This window comes from Pseudomonas sp. GM18, from assembly GCF_000282195.1.
GTDB lineage: Bacteria > Pseudomonadota > Gammaproteobacteria > Pseudomonadales > Pseudomonadaceae > Aquipseudomonas.
In genome coordinates, this window is sequence record NZ_AKJT01000092.1 from 1 (window position 1) to 15,833 (window position 15,833).

A 15,833-nucleotide genomic window follows, 5' to 3' on the forward strand; every position below is an offset into this window, starting at 1 on the left:
GAGCTGCCGAAGGCTGCGATCCTTTGATTCAACCGAAGAACCAGTAACAAACCCCGATGGCCCCCAGCACCCCGCCAAGCTCCGCCAGCAGTGCGCAGCCCACCGCATGCCGTGCGCGCTGGATGCCCACCGCGCCGAAATATACCGCCAAGACATAGAAGGTCGTTTCGGTACTGCCCTGGATCGTCGCCGCCACCAGCGCCGGGAAGCTGTCTACCCCCTCGGTCTTCATGGTTTCGATCAGCATTGCCCGGGCGGCACTGCCGGAAAAGGGTTTGACCAATGCGGTCGGCAAGGCATCGACAAAGCGCGTGTCCCAACCGGCCCATTCCACCAGGTGACGAATCCCGTCCAGACCGAAGTCCAGCGCTCCGGACGCTCGCAGCACACCCACGGCGCAGAGCATCGCCACCAGATATGGCAGCAGGTTCTTGGCGACGTCGAAGCCTTCTTTTGCACCTTCGACGAACGCTTCGTAGACCTTCACCTTGCGTAACGCGCCGATGATCAGAAACAACATGATCAAGCCGAACAGCGTCACGTTGCCGAGGACCGATGACAGGCTCGCCAGCGCGGTCGCCGAGAGCGTCGCCAGCAGTGCCATGAAGCCGCCGAGGGCGAGGGCGCCGGGAATCAGGTAGGCCAGCACCACCGGGTCCCAGATGCGCAGGCGTTGCATGAACGCTACGGTCAGGAAGCCGACGATGGTCGAGCAACTGGTGGCGAGCAGGATCGGCAGGAATACCAGCGTCGGATCGGGCGCACCTTGCTGGGCGCGGTACATGAAGATCGTCACTGGCAGCAGGGTCAGGGAGGAAGCGTTGAGCACCAGGAAGAGGATCTGCGCGTTGCTGGCGATCGTCGCACTGGGGTTGAGCTCTTGCAGCGCCTTCATGGCTTTGAGGCCGATCGGTGTGGCGGCGTTGTCCAGGCCCAGGCCGTTGGCGGCGAAGTTCAGGGTGATCAGGCCGATGGCGGGATGACCGGCCGGCACTTCCGGCATCAGGCGCAGGAACAACGGGCCCAGCGCCTTGGCCAGCCACTCGACGATCCCGGCCTTCTCGGCAATTCGCAGAAAACCCAGCCAGAGGGTGAGGGTGCCGAACAACAGGACCATGACCTCGACCGACAATTTGGCCATGGCGAAAATACTTTCCACCATTGCCGCAAAGATCCCGGCGTTACCGCCGATCAGCCACTGCGCCAGCGCCGATACGGCTGCCACGATGAAGAAGCCAAGCCACAGGCCATTAAGCATCAGTCAAATCCCCCGGAAGATGCGGCGAATGATAGCGGGGTGGGCAGAAACGACAAACCCCGGATTTCTCCGGGGTTTGTTTGGGGCTCTTGTGGGAGCGGGTGTTAGTTGCTGGAAGTTTCACCAACCGGCAGCTTTTCCTTGCTGCGCCAGTGCGGCAGGGAGTTCCAGTAGCGCTGGCCCTTGGCGTCGTCGTACATGCCTTCCCAACGCGCGATGACCAGCACGGCGAGGGCGTTGCCGATCACGTTCAGCGCGGTACGGGCCATGTCCATGATGCGGTCGACACCGGCGATGAACGCCAGGCCTTCCAGCGGAATACCGACGCTGCCCAGGGTGGCCAGCAGCACCACGAAGGACACGCCCGGTACGCCGGCGATGCCTTTGGAGGTGACCATCAGGGTCAGCACCAGCAGCAGTTGCTGGCTGATCGACAGGTCGATGCCGTACAGCTGGGCAATGAAGATCGCCGCGATGCTCTGGTACAGGGTCGAGCCGTCGAGGTTGAACGAGTAGCCGGTCGGTACCACGAAGCTGCAAATGGCTTTCGGCGCGCCGTAGGCTTCCATCTTCTCGATCACGCGCGGCAGCACGGTTTCGGAACTGGCGGTGGAGTAGGCCAGAACCAGCTCATCCTTGAAGATGCGCATCAGCTTTATCACCGAGAAGCCGAACAGGCGAGCGATCAGGCCCAACACCACGAAGGCGAAGAAGGCAACGGCGAAGTAAACCAGGACGACCAGCTTGGCCAGCGGCAGCAGGGAGGCGAAGCCGAAGTTGGCTACGGTCACCGCGATCAGTGCGAACACGCCGATCGGGGCGTAGTTCATGATCATGTGGGTGACTTTGAACATGCTTTCCGACACGCCCTGGAACATCTTCACCAGCGGTTCGCGCAGGTCCGATTGCAGGCTCGACAGACCGAGGCCGAACAACACGGAGAAGAAGATGATCGGCAGCATCTCGCCGCGGGTCATGGCAGCAAAGATGTTCGACGGGATCAGGTTGAGGATGGTCTGAACGAACGCGTGTTCATGCTGAACCTCGGCGGCGGTGGCCTGGTACTTGGAAATATCCACGGTACCCAGGGTGCTCATGTCGATGCCGCTGCCCGGATGGACCACGTTGGCCAGCACCAGACCGACCAGAATGGCGATGGTGGTGACGATCTCGAAGTAAATGATGGTCTTCAGACCGATACGCCCGAGCTTTTTCGCGTCCCCAACGCCAGCGATGCCGACGATCAGCGAGGAAATCACGATCGGGATCACGATCATCTTGATCAGACGGATAAAGATATCGCCTGCCGGTTGCAGGACGTTGCTGATCCACCAGGCCTTTTCGGCACTGAAGTGGTTGAGCAGTGCACCTATTGCTATCCCCAGAACCAGACCGATGAGGATCTGCCAGGCGAGGCTAAGCTTTGCCTTCTTCATATCTTTACCCTTACTTGCGTTTGACTCAGGCCGATGCATGAACTGCAACGCTCAATGGCGAAGAAGTTTTGCATCGTCCCCCGTATAAGGTCCCTGCGAGCGAGCATTTACGGCTCTCAGGCAGCGAAAAAGGCGCAACTATTCCGATGCGGGGAAGCGCCGTCTAATGCCGTAAACGCCTACCCTATGCCGAATCGGCATGAGATTTTTCAACTGAAACCCGCGTCCCAGCCGGTTCGAATACGACATTTCGGCGGGCATAAGTGCCGTGAACCGGCCATTTCAGCGCAGGTTGATGTTTTTTGAAACGGTGAGAATTTGGGAAAATGCCTACGTCTGATCGCGAATTTTCTTCTCGAGAAAGTCGGGGCTTTCTCGATATACGGTCACGAAGAAATACCGCGAAACGGTTTTGCGGGGAATATGCAGCAAGAACAGATGAGCAGAATGCTCTAGATCAACGTTTTGCACGTTGAAGCTCTCCGCAAGTCCGTCGAGCCACTCTGGGCTGACGAACTTGCGTCGCAGCTTTACCTGACCCGGCCCTTGCGCGGGTACTCCCTGTACCCGTAGGTCACTCCGACCCTGAAGTAGTCAGAACGTCCCGACCCCTTGGTCATGCGTCTACCGTCCTCGGGTAGCGCAGTGGAAAGAAGCGCCAAGCCTCTTTCGTGTTTCAAACTCAATACCCGCATGATCTTTCTTCAGTCGCGCCATCAACCTCGACCGCGACGGCCAAAGAAGAACGAAGCAATGAACATCACCAGGAATACGACAAAGAGAATCTTGGCGATACCCGTGGCGGTGCCCGCGATACCACCGAAGCCCAATACTGCAGCGATGATGGCAATGATCAGGAATGTGATTGCCCAGCTCAACATGGTGATTCTCCTTACGCTTCTATTTAAGGATGTTGCTTGTGGTGCCTTTCCCGGCGCGTTGAGCGCGCCAAGTTCGTTTGCTTAAAACACCCAACGTTCCTGATAGGGCATCTCATCCACTGGCCGGGCCTGGTCGACGCCCATCATTCGCATTGAGGCGTTGTCAGCATCAGCCAGGTTGCTGCTGACGGCGCTGAAGTGGGTTTGGGGTGTGTGTGCTATCGACAGGTGTGGCACCTCTGGCTGCTGGCTCTGCTCCCAACGCATGTACTGCTGGCCGCCAATCAAGGTGATCAACAATGCCAGTAGGGCAAACAAGCCTTGCTGGACATGCAGTGGCGAGAGACGCAATTGGGCGGCACTTTGGCGATTCATCCTGAAGTTCCTCCCATACGGGTAGTGATCTTTGGCGGGCGCCGGTTCATTAAATGCCCTGATTACCTAGACCATTGCAGCCTGCATGCCAGCTTTGATAAAGAATAAAATAGATAAAAATCAATAAGTTATTGTCTTTGTAGAAATCGTTTTGGACGCATCCTGCACGATGATCCGTTTGCGGTCGTGCGTAATGCACGATGAGTTCGCAGGCCCTTCCAATATTTTTGGAATTGCGGGGAGGGCGCAGATGTCAGAAAGGGATGCAGGCAATCACTGAAAGAATGGTCTGTTAATAAAAATTCAAATAAATCAGCGTATTAACTGCACTTTGAGTAGATAGATCGCCTGTTGTGGCTGGAATCGACCAGAATCAATCATGCAACTTGCCCGATTTTTCCGGGACTAACCAAGAACACTATTAAAGGAGCGTAGGAACATGGAATCAGCCACTGAGCATCAAGGCCGCATTCTGCTGGTGGACGATGAGTCCGCCATCCTTCGAACCTTTCGCTATTGCCTCGAAGACGAAGGCTACAGCGTGGCCACTGCGACCAGCGCTGCTCAGGCCGAAGCCCTGTTGCAGCGTCAGGTTTTCGATCTGTGCTTCCTCGATTTGCGCCTGGGTGAAGACAATGGCCTTGATGTGCTGGCCCAGATGCGGATTCAGGCGCCCTGGATGCGTGTAGTGATCGTCACCGCTCACTCGGCCGTGGACACTGCCGTGGATGCGATTCAGGCCGGTGCCGCCGACTATCTGGTCAAACCTTGCAGCCCCGATCAGTTACGTCTGGCCACCGCCAAACAGCTGGAAGTGCGGCAACTCTCGGCACGCCTGGAAGCCCTCGAAGGTGAAGTGCGTAAACCCAAGGAGGGGCTGGACTCCCACAGCCCGGCGATGAAAGTGGTGCTTGAAACCGCACGCCAGGTTGCCAGTACGGACGCCAACATTCTGATCCTCGGAGAGTCCGGTACCGGTAAAGGTGAGCTGGCACAGGCCATTCATGGCTGGAGCAAACGCCAGAAGAAATCCTGCGTCACCATCAACTGCCCGTCCCTGACGGCGGAATTAATGGACAGTGAACTCTTCGGCCACAGCCGTGGCGCGTTCACCGGTGCCAGCGAAAGCACCTTGGGGCGTGTCAATCAAGCTGATGGCGGAACGTTGTTTCTCGACGAGATCGGCGATTTTCCCCTGACCTTGCAGCCAAAGTTGTTGCGTTTCATCCAGGATAAGGAATACGAGCGAGTGGGCGACCCGGTGACCCGTCGCGCCGACGTGCGAATCCTCGCGGCCACCAACCTCAACCTTGAGGACATGGTTCGCGACGGCCGTTTTCGTGAAGACTTGCTCTATCGGCTGAACGTCATCACTTTGCACCTGCCGCCCCTTCGCGAACGCAGGGAAGACATTCTGAACCTGGCAGACCGTTTCCTGGCGCGCTTCGTCAAGGAGTACTCGCGTCCGGCCCGGTGTTTCAGCGACGAGGCCCGCGAGGCGCTGCTCAGCTACCGCTGGCCCGGCAATATCCGCGAGCTGCGCAACGTGGTGGAACGGGCGAGCATCATTTGTCCACAGGAGCGGGTCGAGATCAGCCACTTGGGCATGGCCGAAGCTCCGACCAACAATACGCCACGCATTGGCGCCGCGTTGAGCCTGGATGAGTTGGAGAAAGCCCACATCGGCGCGGTCCTTGCCACCGCCGACACCCTGGATCAGGCAGCGAAGACCCTGGGTATCGACGCCTCGACCTTGTACCGCAAGCGCAAGCAGTACAACTTGTGAGCCGCACCCGATGAAACTGGCGATGACGTTGCGCACCCGGCTGTTCCTGAGTATTTCAGCTCTGATCACAGTGGCGCTGCTCGGGCTGTTGCTCGGGCTGGTCAGCGTGATGCAGATGGCCGGTACACAGGAGGCCCTGATCCGTGACAACTTCGTCAGGCTGGATCTGGGATTGAAGCTGCGCCAGACCCTGGGTGATCAACTGATCATCATGCTCGGCGAGAAGCCTGATCCCGCGGCGTTCGAGGCATCCAGACAGCATTACCTCGAATTGCTCGATGAAGGCATTGCTCACGAGCCGTCCAGCGAGGGCGCCCAGTACGGGTTCAAAAAGGCCAAGGCTGATTACCAGAGCTTTCTGCAGGCCTACGATCTTTCCCGCGATACGGCACAGGTGCTCACTGGGGGCGGGGATCTCACGGAAAAATTCAACACGCTGCGCAACGGCTTGATCACCGAACAGAAGCGCGCGCTGGATAACGTCAACGAGACCGAACGCCAGGCCCGGGAGCGGGCGTTGCTGATTGCCGGCCTGCTCGGGTTGGTCGGGGTGGGGGTGCTGTTCATCGGGTTCATTACCGCCCATGCGATCGCCCAGCGTTTCGGGGCTCCGATCGAGGCCCTGGCGGCGGCCGCTGACAACATCGGCCAAGGCAATTTCGAAGTGACTCTGCCGATTTCCTCCGCGGTGGAAATGAACCAGCTGACCCGACGCTTCGGACTCATGGCCGAGGCCCTGCGACAGCACCAAGCCACTAATATCGACGAGCTGCTCGCCGGACAGCAGCGTTTGCAAGCGGTGCTCGATAGCATCGACGACGGTTTGCTGATCATTGATCGTCAAGGTCATCTCGAGCACCTCAACCCGGTGGCTCAGCGCCAGCTAGGCTGGGACACCGAGCGTCTCGGCCAAGGGCTGGGCACGGCACTTGAGCGTCCCGAACTGGATGAACAGCTGCATCTGGTGCTGCGCGGCGGCACTCTGGAGCGAGTGCCAGACGACCTGAGCATCGAGGTCGACGGGGAGTCGCGATTGCTGACGTATAGCCTGACCCCGGTCAGCCATACCCAAGGTCATATTCTCGGCGCCGTGATGGTGTTGCATGACGTCACCGAACAACGTGCCTTCGAACGGGTGCGCAGCGAGTTCGTCTTGCGTGCTTCCCATGAGTTGCGCACGCCGGTCACCGGGATGCACATGGCATTCGGCCTGTTCCGCGAGCGGGCGCATTTTGCCGAGGACTCCCGTGAGGCCGACTTGCTGAACACCGTGAATGAAGAAATGCAGCGCTTGATGCAGTTGATCAACGACCTGCTGAATTTCTCTCGCTATCAGAACGGCCTGCAAAAACTCACCCTGGCGCCGTGCTCCATCGAGGATTTGCTGGAGCAGGCCCAGGCGCGCTTTGCCGGCCCGGCACAGGAGAGGGGCATTGAGCTGTTGGTGGAAGTGCAGGGCGAGTTGCCGCGGCTGCAAGCCGATCAGGCGCAACTGGAGCGGGTGCTCGATAACCTGATCGACAACGCCTTGCGCCATACCTTCCGCGACGGGTTGATACGTTTGCAGGCCCGACGTCATGGGGAGCGGGTGATTATCAGTGTCGAAGACAATGGCGAAGGCATTGCCTACAGCCAGCAGGGGAGGATATTCGAGCCCTTTGTTCAGGTCGGCCGCAAGAAGGGCGGCGCTGGGCTCGGTCTGGCGCTGTGCAAGGAAATCGTGCAGTTGCACGGTGGGCGGATGGGCGTGTATTCACGGCCAGGGCAGGGTTCGCAGTTCTACATGGCGCTGACGGTATAAGCCTGAACCCTCTCAGGCTTCGTCATCCAGACGCCGCGTTGACTGTCGGCGGCCACGGGTAATCAATTCGATGAATTGCACAGCGCTTAATGCGTGGGCGAACAGCCAACCCTGACCGAACTTCACCCCTTCGCCGCTCAGAAACACCGCTTGGGCTTCATGTTCGATACCTTCTGCAATCACCTTGAGTTGCAGGGCCTGGGCCATGCGAATGATGTGCGGTGCCACGCCGCTGCTGGCGGCGTCATGGCCCAGCGCGTCGATAAATGCCTTGTCGATTTTCAGGCAGTCCACCGGCAGGGTTTGCAGGTAGGCGAGGCTGCAATAGCCGGTACCGAAGTCATCGATCAGCACCTGATGCCCGACATCGCGCAAGGCTTGCAGGTTTTCTCTGGCCACCACGACATCCACCAGTCCGCGCTCGGTCACCTCAAAGGCAATCTGTCTGGCGGCTACCCGGTGCAAGGCCAGCAGGCGCGCCATCACCTGACCGATACGCGGCACCATGACGTCGCAGGCGGCCAGGTTGACCGAGATGTACAGCTGCGGATTGGCGCGCAACAGTTGCCCGAGCTGTTCCAGCAGGCGCTGCAATACGAAGTCAGTCATCTGGCGGATCTGGCCGGTGTTCTCTGCCATCGGTATGAACAGATCGGGGCTGGTCAGGGTGCCGTCCGGCCTTCGCCAGCGCAGCAGGGCTTCGGCCCCGACACAGTTGCGACTGTCGAGGTCGAAGATCGGTTGATACAACACCTGCAATTCGCCTCGCTGTATCGCACCGTGCAGTTCGGCATCCAGTGATTGACGCTGGCGCACCAGCAGAAACACCAGAATGCCTACGCAGGCACTTAGCGCGAGGCTGGCCGGAAGCAGCCACCACCAAACGGCCGGCACATGCATCCCGGTACGCGGTGTGATCAGCACCAGTTGGTACTCGGGAGTGTTGGTCGGCATTCGGTAAATCAGGTGGGTAGGGGTGACTTGCAGTGCATCGTGGCTTTTCGGGGGCCAGGGTTGCGTCGGGGGCCACTCCTGCTCGGCACCGAGCACGGGAATCGCGCGGGTGTCATGGTCGAGCACCACCAGCAGGCTGCTCCCCGGAGACAGATCAACCATGTCGGTCAAATGCCCACGGGATGTAGCCACCCGGAAATTGCCACGCCCCAGCATCAGAGCGGCGCGGTTCTCATCGGGTTCGGTGGTGGTGTTCAACCAATAGCTGTAGGTGGGGCCCTTGATGTCCGGTGGCCGGATCACCGACAGCCCTTCCTGGCGGGGGCGGTTGGAGCAGATTCCTGAAGCATCCATGTAAGCAGCTTCGTAAACGAAGCGGTAATTGAAGCTGACCTGCTGCAATGTGGCGATCATTTCATCATCGCAGCCCCGCAGCGGTTGGGCTTCCAGGTCGTCGAGGCTTTCGCGCAGTTGCCCGAACAGCTGCTCCAGACGGACCAGAAAGCGCTCCCCCTGGGCGTTCATCTCCTGGCTTTCGTTGTCCTCGACCTGATGCATCGCAATGAACAGACTGCCGGTCATCAGCAGCGTTGCACTCAAGGCAGCCGCCAGCGTCGCCAGAAACCAAGGGCGATAGAACCAGCTACGCAGCCTCTCTCGAGCAGCCGTCATCATGGAATATCCGAAGGATTACCAATGAGTTATAGCTGCTGATTGGGAAAAGGCCCTGACCGTCGGGCGGGCGTCATTATTTTGTCTGATTCAACACCTGGAGAAGCGCCGCGGTTTGCGCGTCCGGCGTGCCGTCGAAACGGGACGGACGAAAATGCAGCTGAAAAGCCGCCAGCACATTGCGTGTCGCTACATCCAGTTCGCCGGTTTGTGGCGTGGCGTAGCCCAGGCGGGCAAGTTGTGCCTGAAACCAGCTGATGCTTGGCAGCTGCACGGCGAACTGCGCTTGCTGACGCGCCACGGCCTGCTCGTTCGGCCAGATTCCCAGACCTTCGGCCGCCAGGCGTTTCCAGGGGAACAGCGGGCCGGGGTCGAGCTTGCGCATAGGGGCGATGTCGCTATGGCCGATGATATGGCGAGGGCTGATGCCCTGACGCTTGCTGATGTCCTTGAGCAGAAAGATCATCGATTGAATCTGGGCTTCGCTGTAGGGATACCAAAGGCGCCCGGTCGGGGTGTCCTGGAAGCCCGGATTGACGATTTCAATGCCAATGGAACTGGAATTCAGCCAGGTCCGGCCTTGCCATTGGCTTTCGCCGGCGTGCCAGGCCCGAAGATTTTCATCCATCAGCTTATAGATGGTGGCGTGCTCGTCGTCGCCGATCAGGTAATGGCTGCTGACCTCGCCATGGGTCAGCAATTGCAGCGAGTCCTCCAGGGATGCGGAGGTGTAATGCATCACCACGAACTGAATACGGCTGTCGTGATTGACCGACGGGTGGCTGGTGTCAATCCGGGGACCGCTGGCGCAACCGGCTAATACAAGCAGCGAAGCAATAAGAGCAAGAAATTTCATGGTGGAGGCATTACACGCGAGACAATAATGCAACAGTGTAACGTATTGCCTTGCGCGCCGACCGCAAAAGCGCGCCTTTAAACAAAATGGAACAATTAACTGTCAGCCCAGTTCTATCCGATTGCGGCCGGTATTTTTCGCGCGATATAGCGCCTGATCGGCTCTTTTAAGCACCAGGTCGCTATGCTCGCCCGGTCTGAAGGCGGTCAGTCCCATGGAAATGGTGATAGTGACTCGCTCGCCCTTGAAGTGGAACGGGCAAGCTTCGATCGATGCGCGCAAGGTTTCCAGTAGTTTCGCGCCGACCATCGGCGCCGTGGCAGGCATCAACAGCACAAACTCCTCACCGCCAAACCTGGCAATGAAGTCCGTCCCGCGTAGACGCTTGCGCAGCACACTGGCGATGATTTTCAGCACCTTGTCGCCCGCCAGATGGCCGTAGTTGTCGTTGATGCGTTTGAAATGGTCGAGGTCGAGCATCGCCAGCAACAGGGTGTTGCCGTGTTGTTGCCATTGACTGATTTCGTGGTCCAGCCGTTCGCTCCAGGCCGCTCGATTCGGCAAACCGGTCAACGGATCGATCAGCGCCTTCTGGCGCTGCTCTTCGAGATGCTCGCGGTAGCCCAGCGCTTCCTGCTCCATGTGGGCCACCCTTTCAGCCAGGCTTTGCAGGCGAGCCGCGACTTCCTGCTCACGCTCGTCGCGTTGCTTCTGGTGCTGGTCCATGGTGCCGAGCAGGCCTTCGAGATGGTTTTCCAGCACGTGCTTGAGGTCGTCGAGGTCCGCCGCCTCATGCATGCTGCTTTGCAGACCGTCGACTTGCTCGCGAATCTGCGTGTCCATCTCCCGCGCGGCAGAGCGGTTGTCGGCGTGGCCTTCGCTGGCCGCTTGCAGGTTGCTCTGAAATGACTCGAGGCGTTCGTTGAGTCGCTGCAGATAGGCTTCGAACTCGTGTTGGCCGCTGTCGGTAATGGCCAGCATCAATGTTGCCAGGTCATCGAGGATTGGCAGCAGTTCGTACCAGTTCAAGCCGTTTTGAAGACGATTACGCATCGCTTCGGCTTGCGGTCGATGGCGCTCGGGCAGCGTCAGGTCGTCGAGAAGGCCCAGCAAGGTGTCTTCGATGTGCTTGGCCACAGAGCTGTAGGACGGTTCCGGCGAGTCTGGCAGGGCATACAGAATGTCGTGCTCTGGCGTTTGCGGATCGCTGGCCTCCGGGATCAGTTCATCCGGGTTGATTGCCGGCGGAGCCTGGGTGGCCGGTACGGCGCTCGATGGAACCGGCTCTTGCAGTTGTTCGAGGTTCGGCTGGGTTTGTGGCTCTGGGGCCTGGCTGCTCGTGGCCTCTGGCTCCAGGACGGGCGGGACGAACGCCACGACTTCAGCTATGGGGGCCGTTGTTGCTGTCGGCGCCGGAGTGTCCACTGGTTCAGGGCGCGCAGCGGCGGGCAGGGCGGCTTCTACGGTTGGTATTACCCCTTGCGGTTTGTTGGCGGCTGGCGCGAGATTGACCGTCGCGTGTGGGGGCTCGGTCAGTGGTGCGGCGACCGGTTCGACAGATTGCGGGACAGGCATGTGCAACTCAGGGGCGGCGATCTGTGGCGCAGCCTCGTCGGCATCCCGGCTACCAAACAGGCGCTGCAGCAAACCCGGGCGACCCGGTTCTACAGGGTTCTCCAGCAGACTCAAGGCTTTGCCTTGCAAGCCGCTCAGTTCACTGAGCAGCAACGGGATTTCGCGAGCCTGGCCGACGCGGCCGTCCAGCTGTTTGGCGAAACTCTTCAGTGGCCGGCTCACTTCCCGTGGCAGCGGCAATGCTTGCAGCTGAGAGACCAGCGCCGTCAGTGCGGCGCTGACTTGATCGACCCGGGTTTCCCGGCGCTGCTCGGAGTCGAGCACGGCTTTTTCCAGGCGCGGCAGCAAGGCTGCCAGGCCGGCGTCCATGTCGTCGGTACGTACGACTTCGCGCATTTCCTTCATGCATTGGTCAACGGCACGATCGGTGCCTTCGGCAGCCAGGGTGCTGCGCACCAGCCCGCGACGCAGCAGGTCGAGCCGGGCGTCCCATCGACGTTCGAGCTTTTCCTGTTGTTCGATGCTTTTGAGGTATTTCTCTTTCCAGCGCTGTGTTTCGTCGCTCATTCAGGCAGGACTCAACGCGGGGAATGCATCGGCCGTGAGCGAGCCCGGCAGACGAATCTCTACCGCGACCGGCAGGTGATCGGAAATGGGTTGTGCCAGCACCTCGACCTTTTCAAGCGTCAGGGTGGGGCTGAGCAGAATGTGGTCCAGGCAGCGCTGTGGGCGCCAGCTGGGAAAGGTCGCTTCCATCTGCGGCGCGAGCAGGCCTAAATCACGCAGCGGGGAATGTTGCAGCAAGTCACCGGCATGGGTATTCATATCGCCCATCAGCACCTGGTGCTTATAACCACCGATCAACTCGCGGATGTAAGCCAGTTGCATGCTACGGGCGCGAGCGCCCAGCGCCAGGTGCATCATCACCACCACGAGCGCCTCCGGACCTTCACCGAAGCGCACCAGAATAGCCCCGCGGCCCTTGGGCCCCGGCAGCGGATGATCCTCGATCGCCCATGGGCGCAGGCGGCTGAGCACGCCATTGCTGTGCTGGCCGAGATGACCGAGATTGCGATTGAGTTGTTGATACCAATAAGGGAAGGCGCCGAGCTGCGCCAGGTGTTCGACCTGATTGACGTAGCCCGATCGCAGGCTGCCGCCATCGGCTTCCTGCAAGGCGACCAGATCGAAGTCGCCCAGCAGATTGCCGATTTTTTGCAGGTTGTCGGCACGCCCGGTATGGGGCAACAGATGCTGCCAACCGCGGGTCAGATAGTGCCGATAACGCTCGGTACTGATGCCGACCTGGATATTGAAACTGAGCAAACGCAGACGGCTGTCCACGGGCAACCCCGTCGACTCCAGGTGATGCTCGTTGACCCGCGGGTCGTGCAGGCCAACGATGCGTTCAGTTCCCCAGCGGCGCATGGCGGGTGCCGCGCTTAGTTGGCAACGGCCTTGGTTGCCGCTCGCTCTTTGGCGACCAGTTGGTCGGCCAGTTTCAGCGCTTGTTCGGCACCACCGGCAGAGCCGATGTCAAAGCGATACTTGCCATTGACGATCATGGTAGGCACGCCGGAGATTTCATATTTCTTGGCAAGCTCTTTGGCTTTGTTGATCTGGCCCTTGATGGCGAAGGAGTCGAAGGTGGCCAGGAATTTGTCCTTGTCTACACCTTGGGTCGCCAGGAAGTCCGCCATGTCTTCTTTGTCAGTCAGCTTCTTGTGTTCTTTCTGGATTGCGTTGAACACCGCAGCGTGAACCTTGCTCTCGACACCCATGGCCTCAAGCGTCAGGAACATCTGGCCGTGTGCATCCCAAGGGCCGCCAAACATGGCCGGGATACGCACGAAATTCACGTCGGAAGGGAGCTTTTCAACCCATGGGTTAATGACGGGTTCGAAGGCATAGCAGTGCGGGCAGCCGTACCAGAACAGCTCCACGACTTCGATCTTGCCAGGCTCGGCCACCGGGACCGGGTTGCTCAGTTCGACATAGGGCGCTTCAGGTTTTTCGGCGGCTTGGGCAGTCATGCCGAACAGGCTGGCAGCGACGAGTGCGGCGCTGATGATCAGATTACGCATGCTTTACTCCTGGACAATTGGGGCGCCTCGCGCGACCTGTCTTAAGACAGATTCCGGCGGGCTTGAGTTCTGTAGTGTAACGGCAGCGGCCACAAAAAAGGGCAGCCAAAGCTACCCTTTTTATGTTTGCATCGACGGATTAATCGAGTGTTAACGTTGCAAGAGATGTACATCTCTCACAACGCTCGATCACAGGCCTTAGTGCAAGCCTTGAATATAGCTGGAGACGGCGGCGATATCTTCGTCGCTCAGCTTTTTAGCGATGCTTTGCATCGGTTTGGTATCGCCGTCGTTGGTCCGGCCGCCTTCTTCTTTCCTGAATTCGGTCAGTTGCTTGCCGACGTACTGGGCATGCTGGCCGCCCAAGTGCGGGAAGCCGGCGGCTGCGTTGCCTGCGCCATTAGGCGAGTGGCAGCCGGTGCAGGCTGGCAGCCCTTTGGCCAGGTCGCCACCACGGAACAGCGCTTCACCGCGAGCCACGATTTTCGGGTCGGCGGCACCGACGCTGCCTTTCTGGCTGGCAAAGTAGGCAGAGATATCAGCCAGGTCCTGATCGCTCAGGTTGGTCAGCAGGCCGGTCATTTCCAGTACCGTGCGTTTGCCGGACTTGATGTCGTGCAGCTGCTTGTTCAGATAACGCTCGCCCTGGCCTGCCAGTTTCGGAAAGTTAGGCGCCATGCTATTGCCATCCGGGCCATGACAGGCGCCACATACTGCGGCTTTCGCCTGACCAGCAGTCGCATCACCTGCAGCATGGGCAATACCGGAGATCCCCACGGTCAACAGCAGACTCACGATCAATTTGTTCATCAGCTAATCCAACTACGGCTAAGGGTTAAAGAGTTATGGACCGGGTTTACTCACTCATCCACTGGATGATGGCTCGGTAATCCTCGGCACTGCAGTCCATGCACAAACCACGCGGCGGCATCGCCTTGAAACCCTGGGTCACGTGTTGCACCAGCGTCTCCATACCTTTCGCCAACCTCGGCGTCCAAGCTTCCTGATCGCCCTTGCGGGGCGCCATGGGTAGTTGGCCGGAATGACAGGCACCACAAACACGGTTGTACACAGCTTCCGGATCCTGTGTAGCCTGAGCGCTGTAAAGCGGCATCAAGACACCGGCAGCTAGCAGCCATTTCGTCATAAAACGACCTTTTCAGGGTTGAGAGCGTGCTGCGTTCTAGTGCGCAATCAATGTCAGTCGCTCTCGTGAACTTCATCCTACGCTGGGACAAAGCGCACACAAAATCTGCGGCATTATATACTGGCGTCACTGAAACGGAAACGACACTGCTTGCCGCGTCCATTCCCGGCGCCGCCCACATCGGAAATCCCATGCAACTCAAGAATCCCATCCTCGGCCTGTGCCAACAGTCCACCTTTATGCTCAGCGCTGCCAAAGTCGACCAATGTCCCGACGACGAAGGCTTTGAAGTGGCCTTCGCCGGGCGTTCCAACGCCGGCAAGTCCAGCGCGTTGAATACTCTGACGCACGCCAGCCTGGCGCGGACCTCGAAAACACCGGGTCGCACACAGCTGTTGAACTTCTTCAAGCTAGACGATGAACGCCGTCTGGTCGACCTGCCAGGTTACGGTTACGCAAAAGTGCCGATCCCGTTGAAGATGCACTGGCAGCGTCACCTGGAAGCCTATCTGGGTGGTCGCGAGAGTTTGAAAGGTCTGATTCTGATGATGGACATCCGTCATCCAATGACCGACTTCGACCTGTTGATGCTCGATTGGGCCGTTGCCAGCGGCATGCCGATGCATATTCTGCTGACCAAGGCCGACAAGCTGACCTATGGCGCGGCGAAAAACACGCTGCTCAAGGTTCAATCGGAAATTCGCAAGGGATGGGGCGATACGATCACTATCCAGCTGTTTTCGGCCCCCAAACGCATGGGGCTGGAAGAAGCCTACACCGTACTGGCGGACTGGATGGAGTTGGCGGACAAAGGCGCCGAGGCTGCCGAGTAAGGCTCTCGAGACAAATCGGCAGGCAAAAAAAACCCCGGACTTCATATGGGGAGGGAGAAGTTCCGGGGTTCAAGTTCCGGACCGCTAGGGCGGGGTCCAGATATCTGCCAACACTTAACACAACATAGGAGCATCGAAGGGCTTCACCAGCCATTCAGTATCTCTGAGTGGCGGT

The 15,833-nt window shown here is 59.1% G+C and carries 14 protein-coding genes; 3 read left to right on the forward strand and 11 right to left on the reverse strand.

Annotated elements, in window-relative coordinates:
- Window positions 1-28 precede the first annotated feature (28 nt).
- The 4 genes from PMI21_RS06005 to PMI21_RS05990 all read right to left on the reverse strand — a co-directional run bounded on the left by PMI21_RS06005 (window position 29) and on the right by PMI21_RS05990 (window position 3,950).
- Window positions 29-1,258 (reverse strand): nucleoside recognition domain-containing protein, encoded by a 1,230-nt coding sequence (locus tag PMI21_RS06005; protein WP_007940696.1) that lies wholly within the window; start codon window positions 1,256-1,258, stop codon window positions 29-31.
- A gap of 104 nt (window positions 1,259-1,362) precedes the next feature.
- The gene (gene gltP, locus PMI21_RS06000) at window positions 1,363-2,694 is read right to left on the reverse strand and encodes a glutamate/aspartate:proton symporter GltP (protein ID WP_007940697.1); all 1,332 of its coding nucleotides are present in this window, start codon (window positions 2,692-2,694) and stop codon (window positions 1,363-1,365) included.
- 716 nt (window positions 2,695-3,410) lie between these two features.
- Window positions 3,411-3,575 carry a DUF1328 domain-containing protein gene (locus tag PMI21_RS29165; protein ID WP_003177151.1) on the reverse strand — a complete coding sequence of 55 codons (165 nt, stop codon included), beginning with the start codon at window positions 3,573-3,575 and terminating at the stop codon, window positions 3,411-3,413.
- 81 nt (window positions 3,576-3,656) lie between these two features.
- Complete coding sequence (locus tag PMI21_RS05990) at window positions 3,657-3,950, reverse strand: hypothetical protein (protein ID WP_007940698.1); 294 nt, start codon at window positions 3,948-3,950, stop codon at window positions 3,657-3,659.
- A 439-nt stretch (window positions 3,951-4,389) separates the two neighbouring features.
- Here PMI21_RS05990 and algB point away from each other — a divergent pair, with 439 nt between their 5' ends.
- The gene (gene algB / locus PMI21_RS05985; RefSeq protein WP_007940699.1) at window positions 4,390-5,736 is read left to right on the forward strand and encodes a sigma-54-dependent response regulator transcription factor AlgB; all 1,347 of its coding nucleotides are present in this window, start codon (window positions 4,390-4,392) and stop codon (window positions 5,734-5,736) included.
- A gap of 10 nt (window positions 5,737-5,746) precedes the next feature.
- On the forward strand, window positions 5,747-7,537 hold the full coding sequence (locus PMI21_RS05980; protein WP_007940700.1) for a KinB sensor domain-containing domain: 1,791 nt from the start codon (window positions 5,747-5,749) through the stop codon (window positions 7,535-7,537).
- 12 nt (window positions 7,538-7,549) lie between these two features.
- Here the strand turns inward: PMI21_RS05980 and PMI21_RS05975 are convergent, their stop codons facing one another.
- The 7 genes from PMI21_RS05975 to PMI21_RS05945 all read right to left on the reverse strand — a co-directional run bounded on the left by PMI21_RS05975 (window position 7,550) and on the right by PMI21_RS05945 (window position 14,825).
- Complete coding sequence (locus PMI21_RS05975) at window positions 7,550-9,166, reverse strand: EAL domain-containing protein (RefSeq protein WP_007940701.1); 1,617 nt, start codon at window positions 9,164-9,166, stop codon at window positions 7,550-7,552.
- 73 nt (window positions 9,167-9,239) lie between these two features.
- Window positions 9,240-10,019 carry an N-acetylmuramoyl-L-alanine amidase gene (locus tag PMI21_RS05970; protein ID WP_007940702.1) on the reverse strand — a complete coding sequence of 260 codons (780 nt, stop codon included), beginning with the start codon at window positions 10,017-10,019 and terminating at the stop codon, window positions 9,240-9,242.
- A gap of 102 nt (window positions 10,020-10,121) precedes the next feature.
- Window positions 10,122-12,161, reverse strand: coding sequence for a GGDEF domain-containing protein (locus PMI21_RS05965; protein ID WP_007940703.1), 2,040 nt, complete (start codon window positions 12,159-12,161; stop codon window positions 10,122-10,124).
- Entirely contained in the window at window positions 12,162-13,022 is an 861-nt protein-coding gene (locus PMI21_RS05960; RefSeq protein WP_007940704.1) for an endonuclease/exonuclease/phosphatase family protein, read from the reverse strand.
- Between the two features lie 14 nt (window positions 13,023-13,036).
- On the reverse strand, window positions 13,037-13,678 hold the full coding sequence (locus PMI21_RS05955; protein ID WP_007940705.1) for a thiol:disulfide interchange protein DsbA/DsbL: 642 nt from the start codon (window positions 13,676-13,678) through the stop codon (window positions 13,037-13,039).
- A 198-nt stretch (window positions 13,679-13,876) separates the two neighbouring features.
- Complete coding sequence (locus PMI21_RS05950; RefSeq protein ID WP_007940706.1) at window positions 13,877-14,488, reverse strand: c-type cytochrome; 612 nt, start codon at window positions 14,486-14,488, stop codon at window positions 13,877-13,879.
- 46 nt (window positions 14,489-14,534) lie between these two features.
- Window positions 14,535-14,825 (reverse strand): c-type cytochrome, encoded by a 291-nt coding sequence (locus tag PMI21_RS05945; RefSeq protein WP_003196231.1) that lies wholly within the window; start codon window positions 14,823-14,825, stop codon window positions 14,535-14,537.
- Between the two features lie 191 nt (window positions 14,826-15,016).
- Here PMI21_RS05945 and yihA point away from each other — a divergent pair, with 191 nt between their 5' ends.
- Complete coding sequence (yihA, locus tag PMI21_RS05940; protein ID WP_007940707.1) at window positions 15,017-15,658, forward strand: ribosome biogenesis GTP-binding protein YihA/YsxC; 642 nt, start codon at window positions 15,017-15,019, stop codon at window positions 15,656-15,658.
- The last annotated feature ends 175 nt before the right edge of the window (window positions 15,659-15,833 follow it).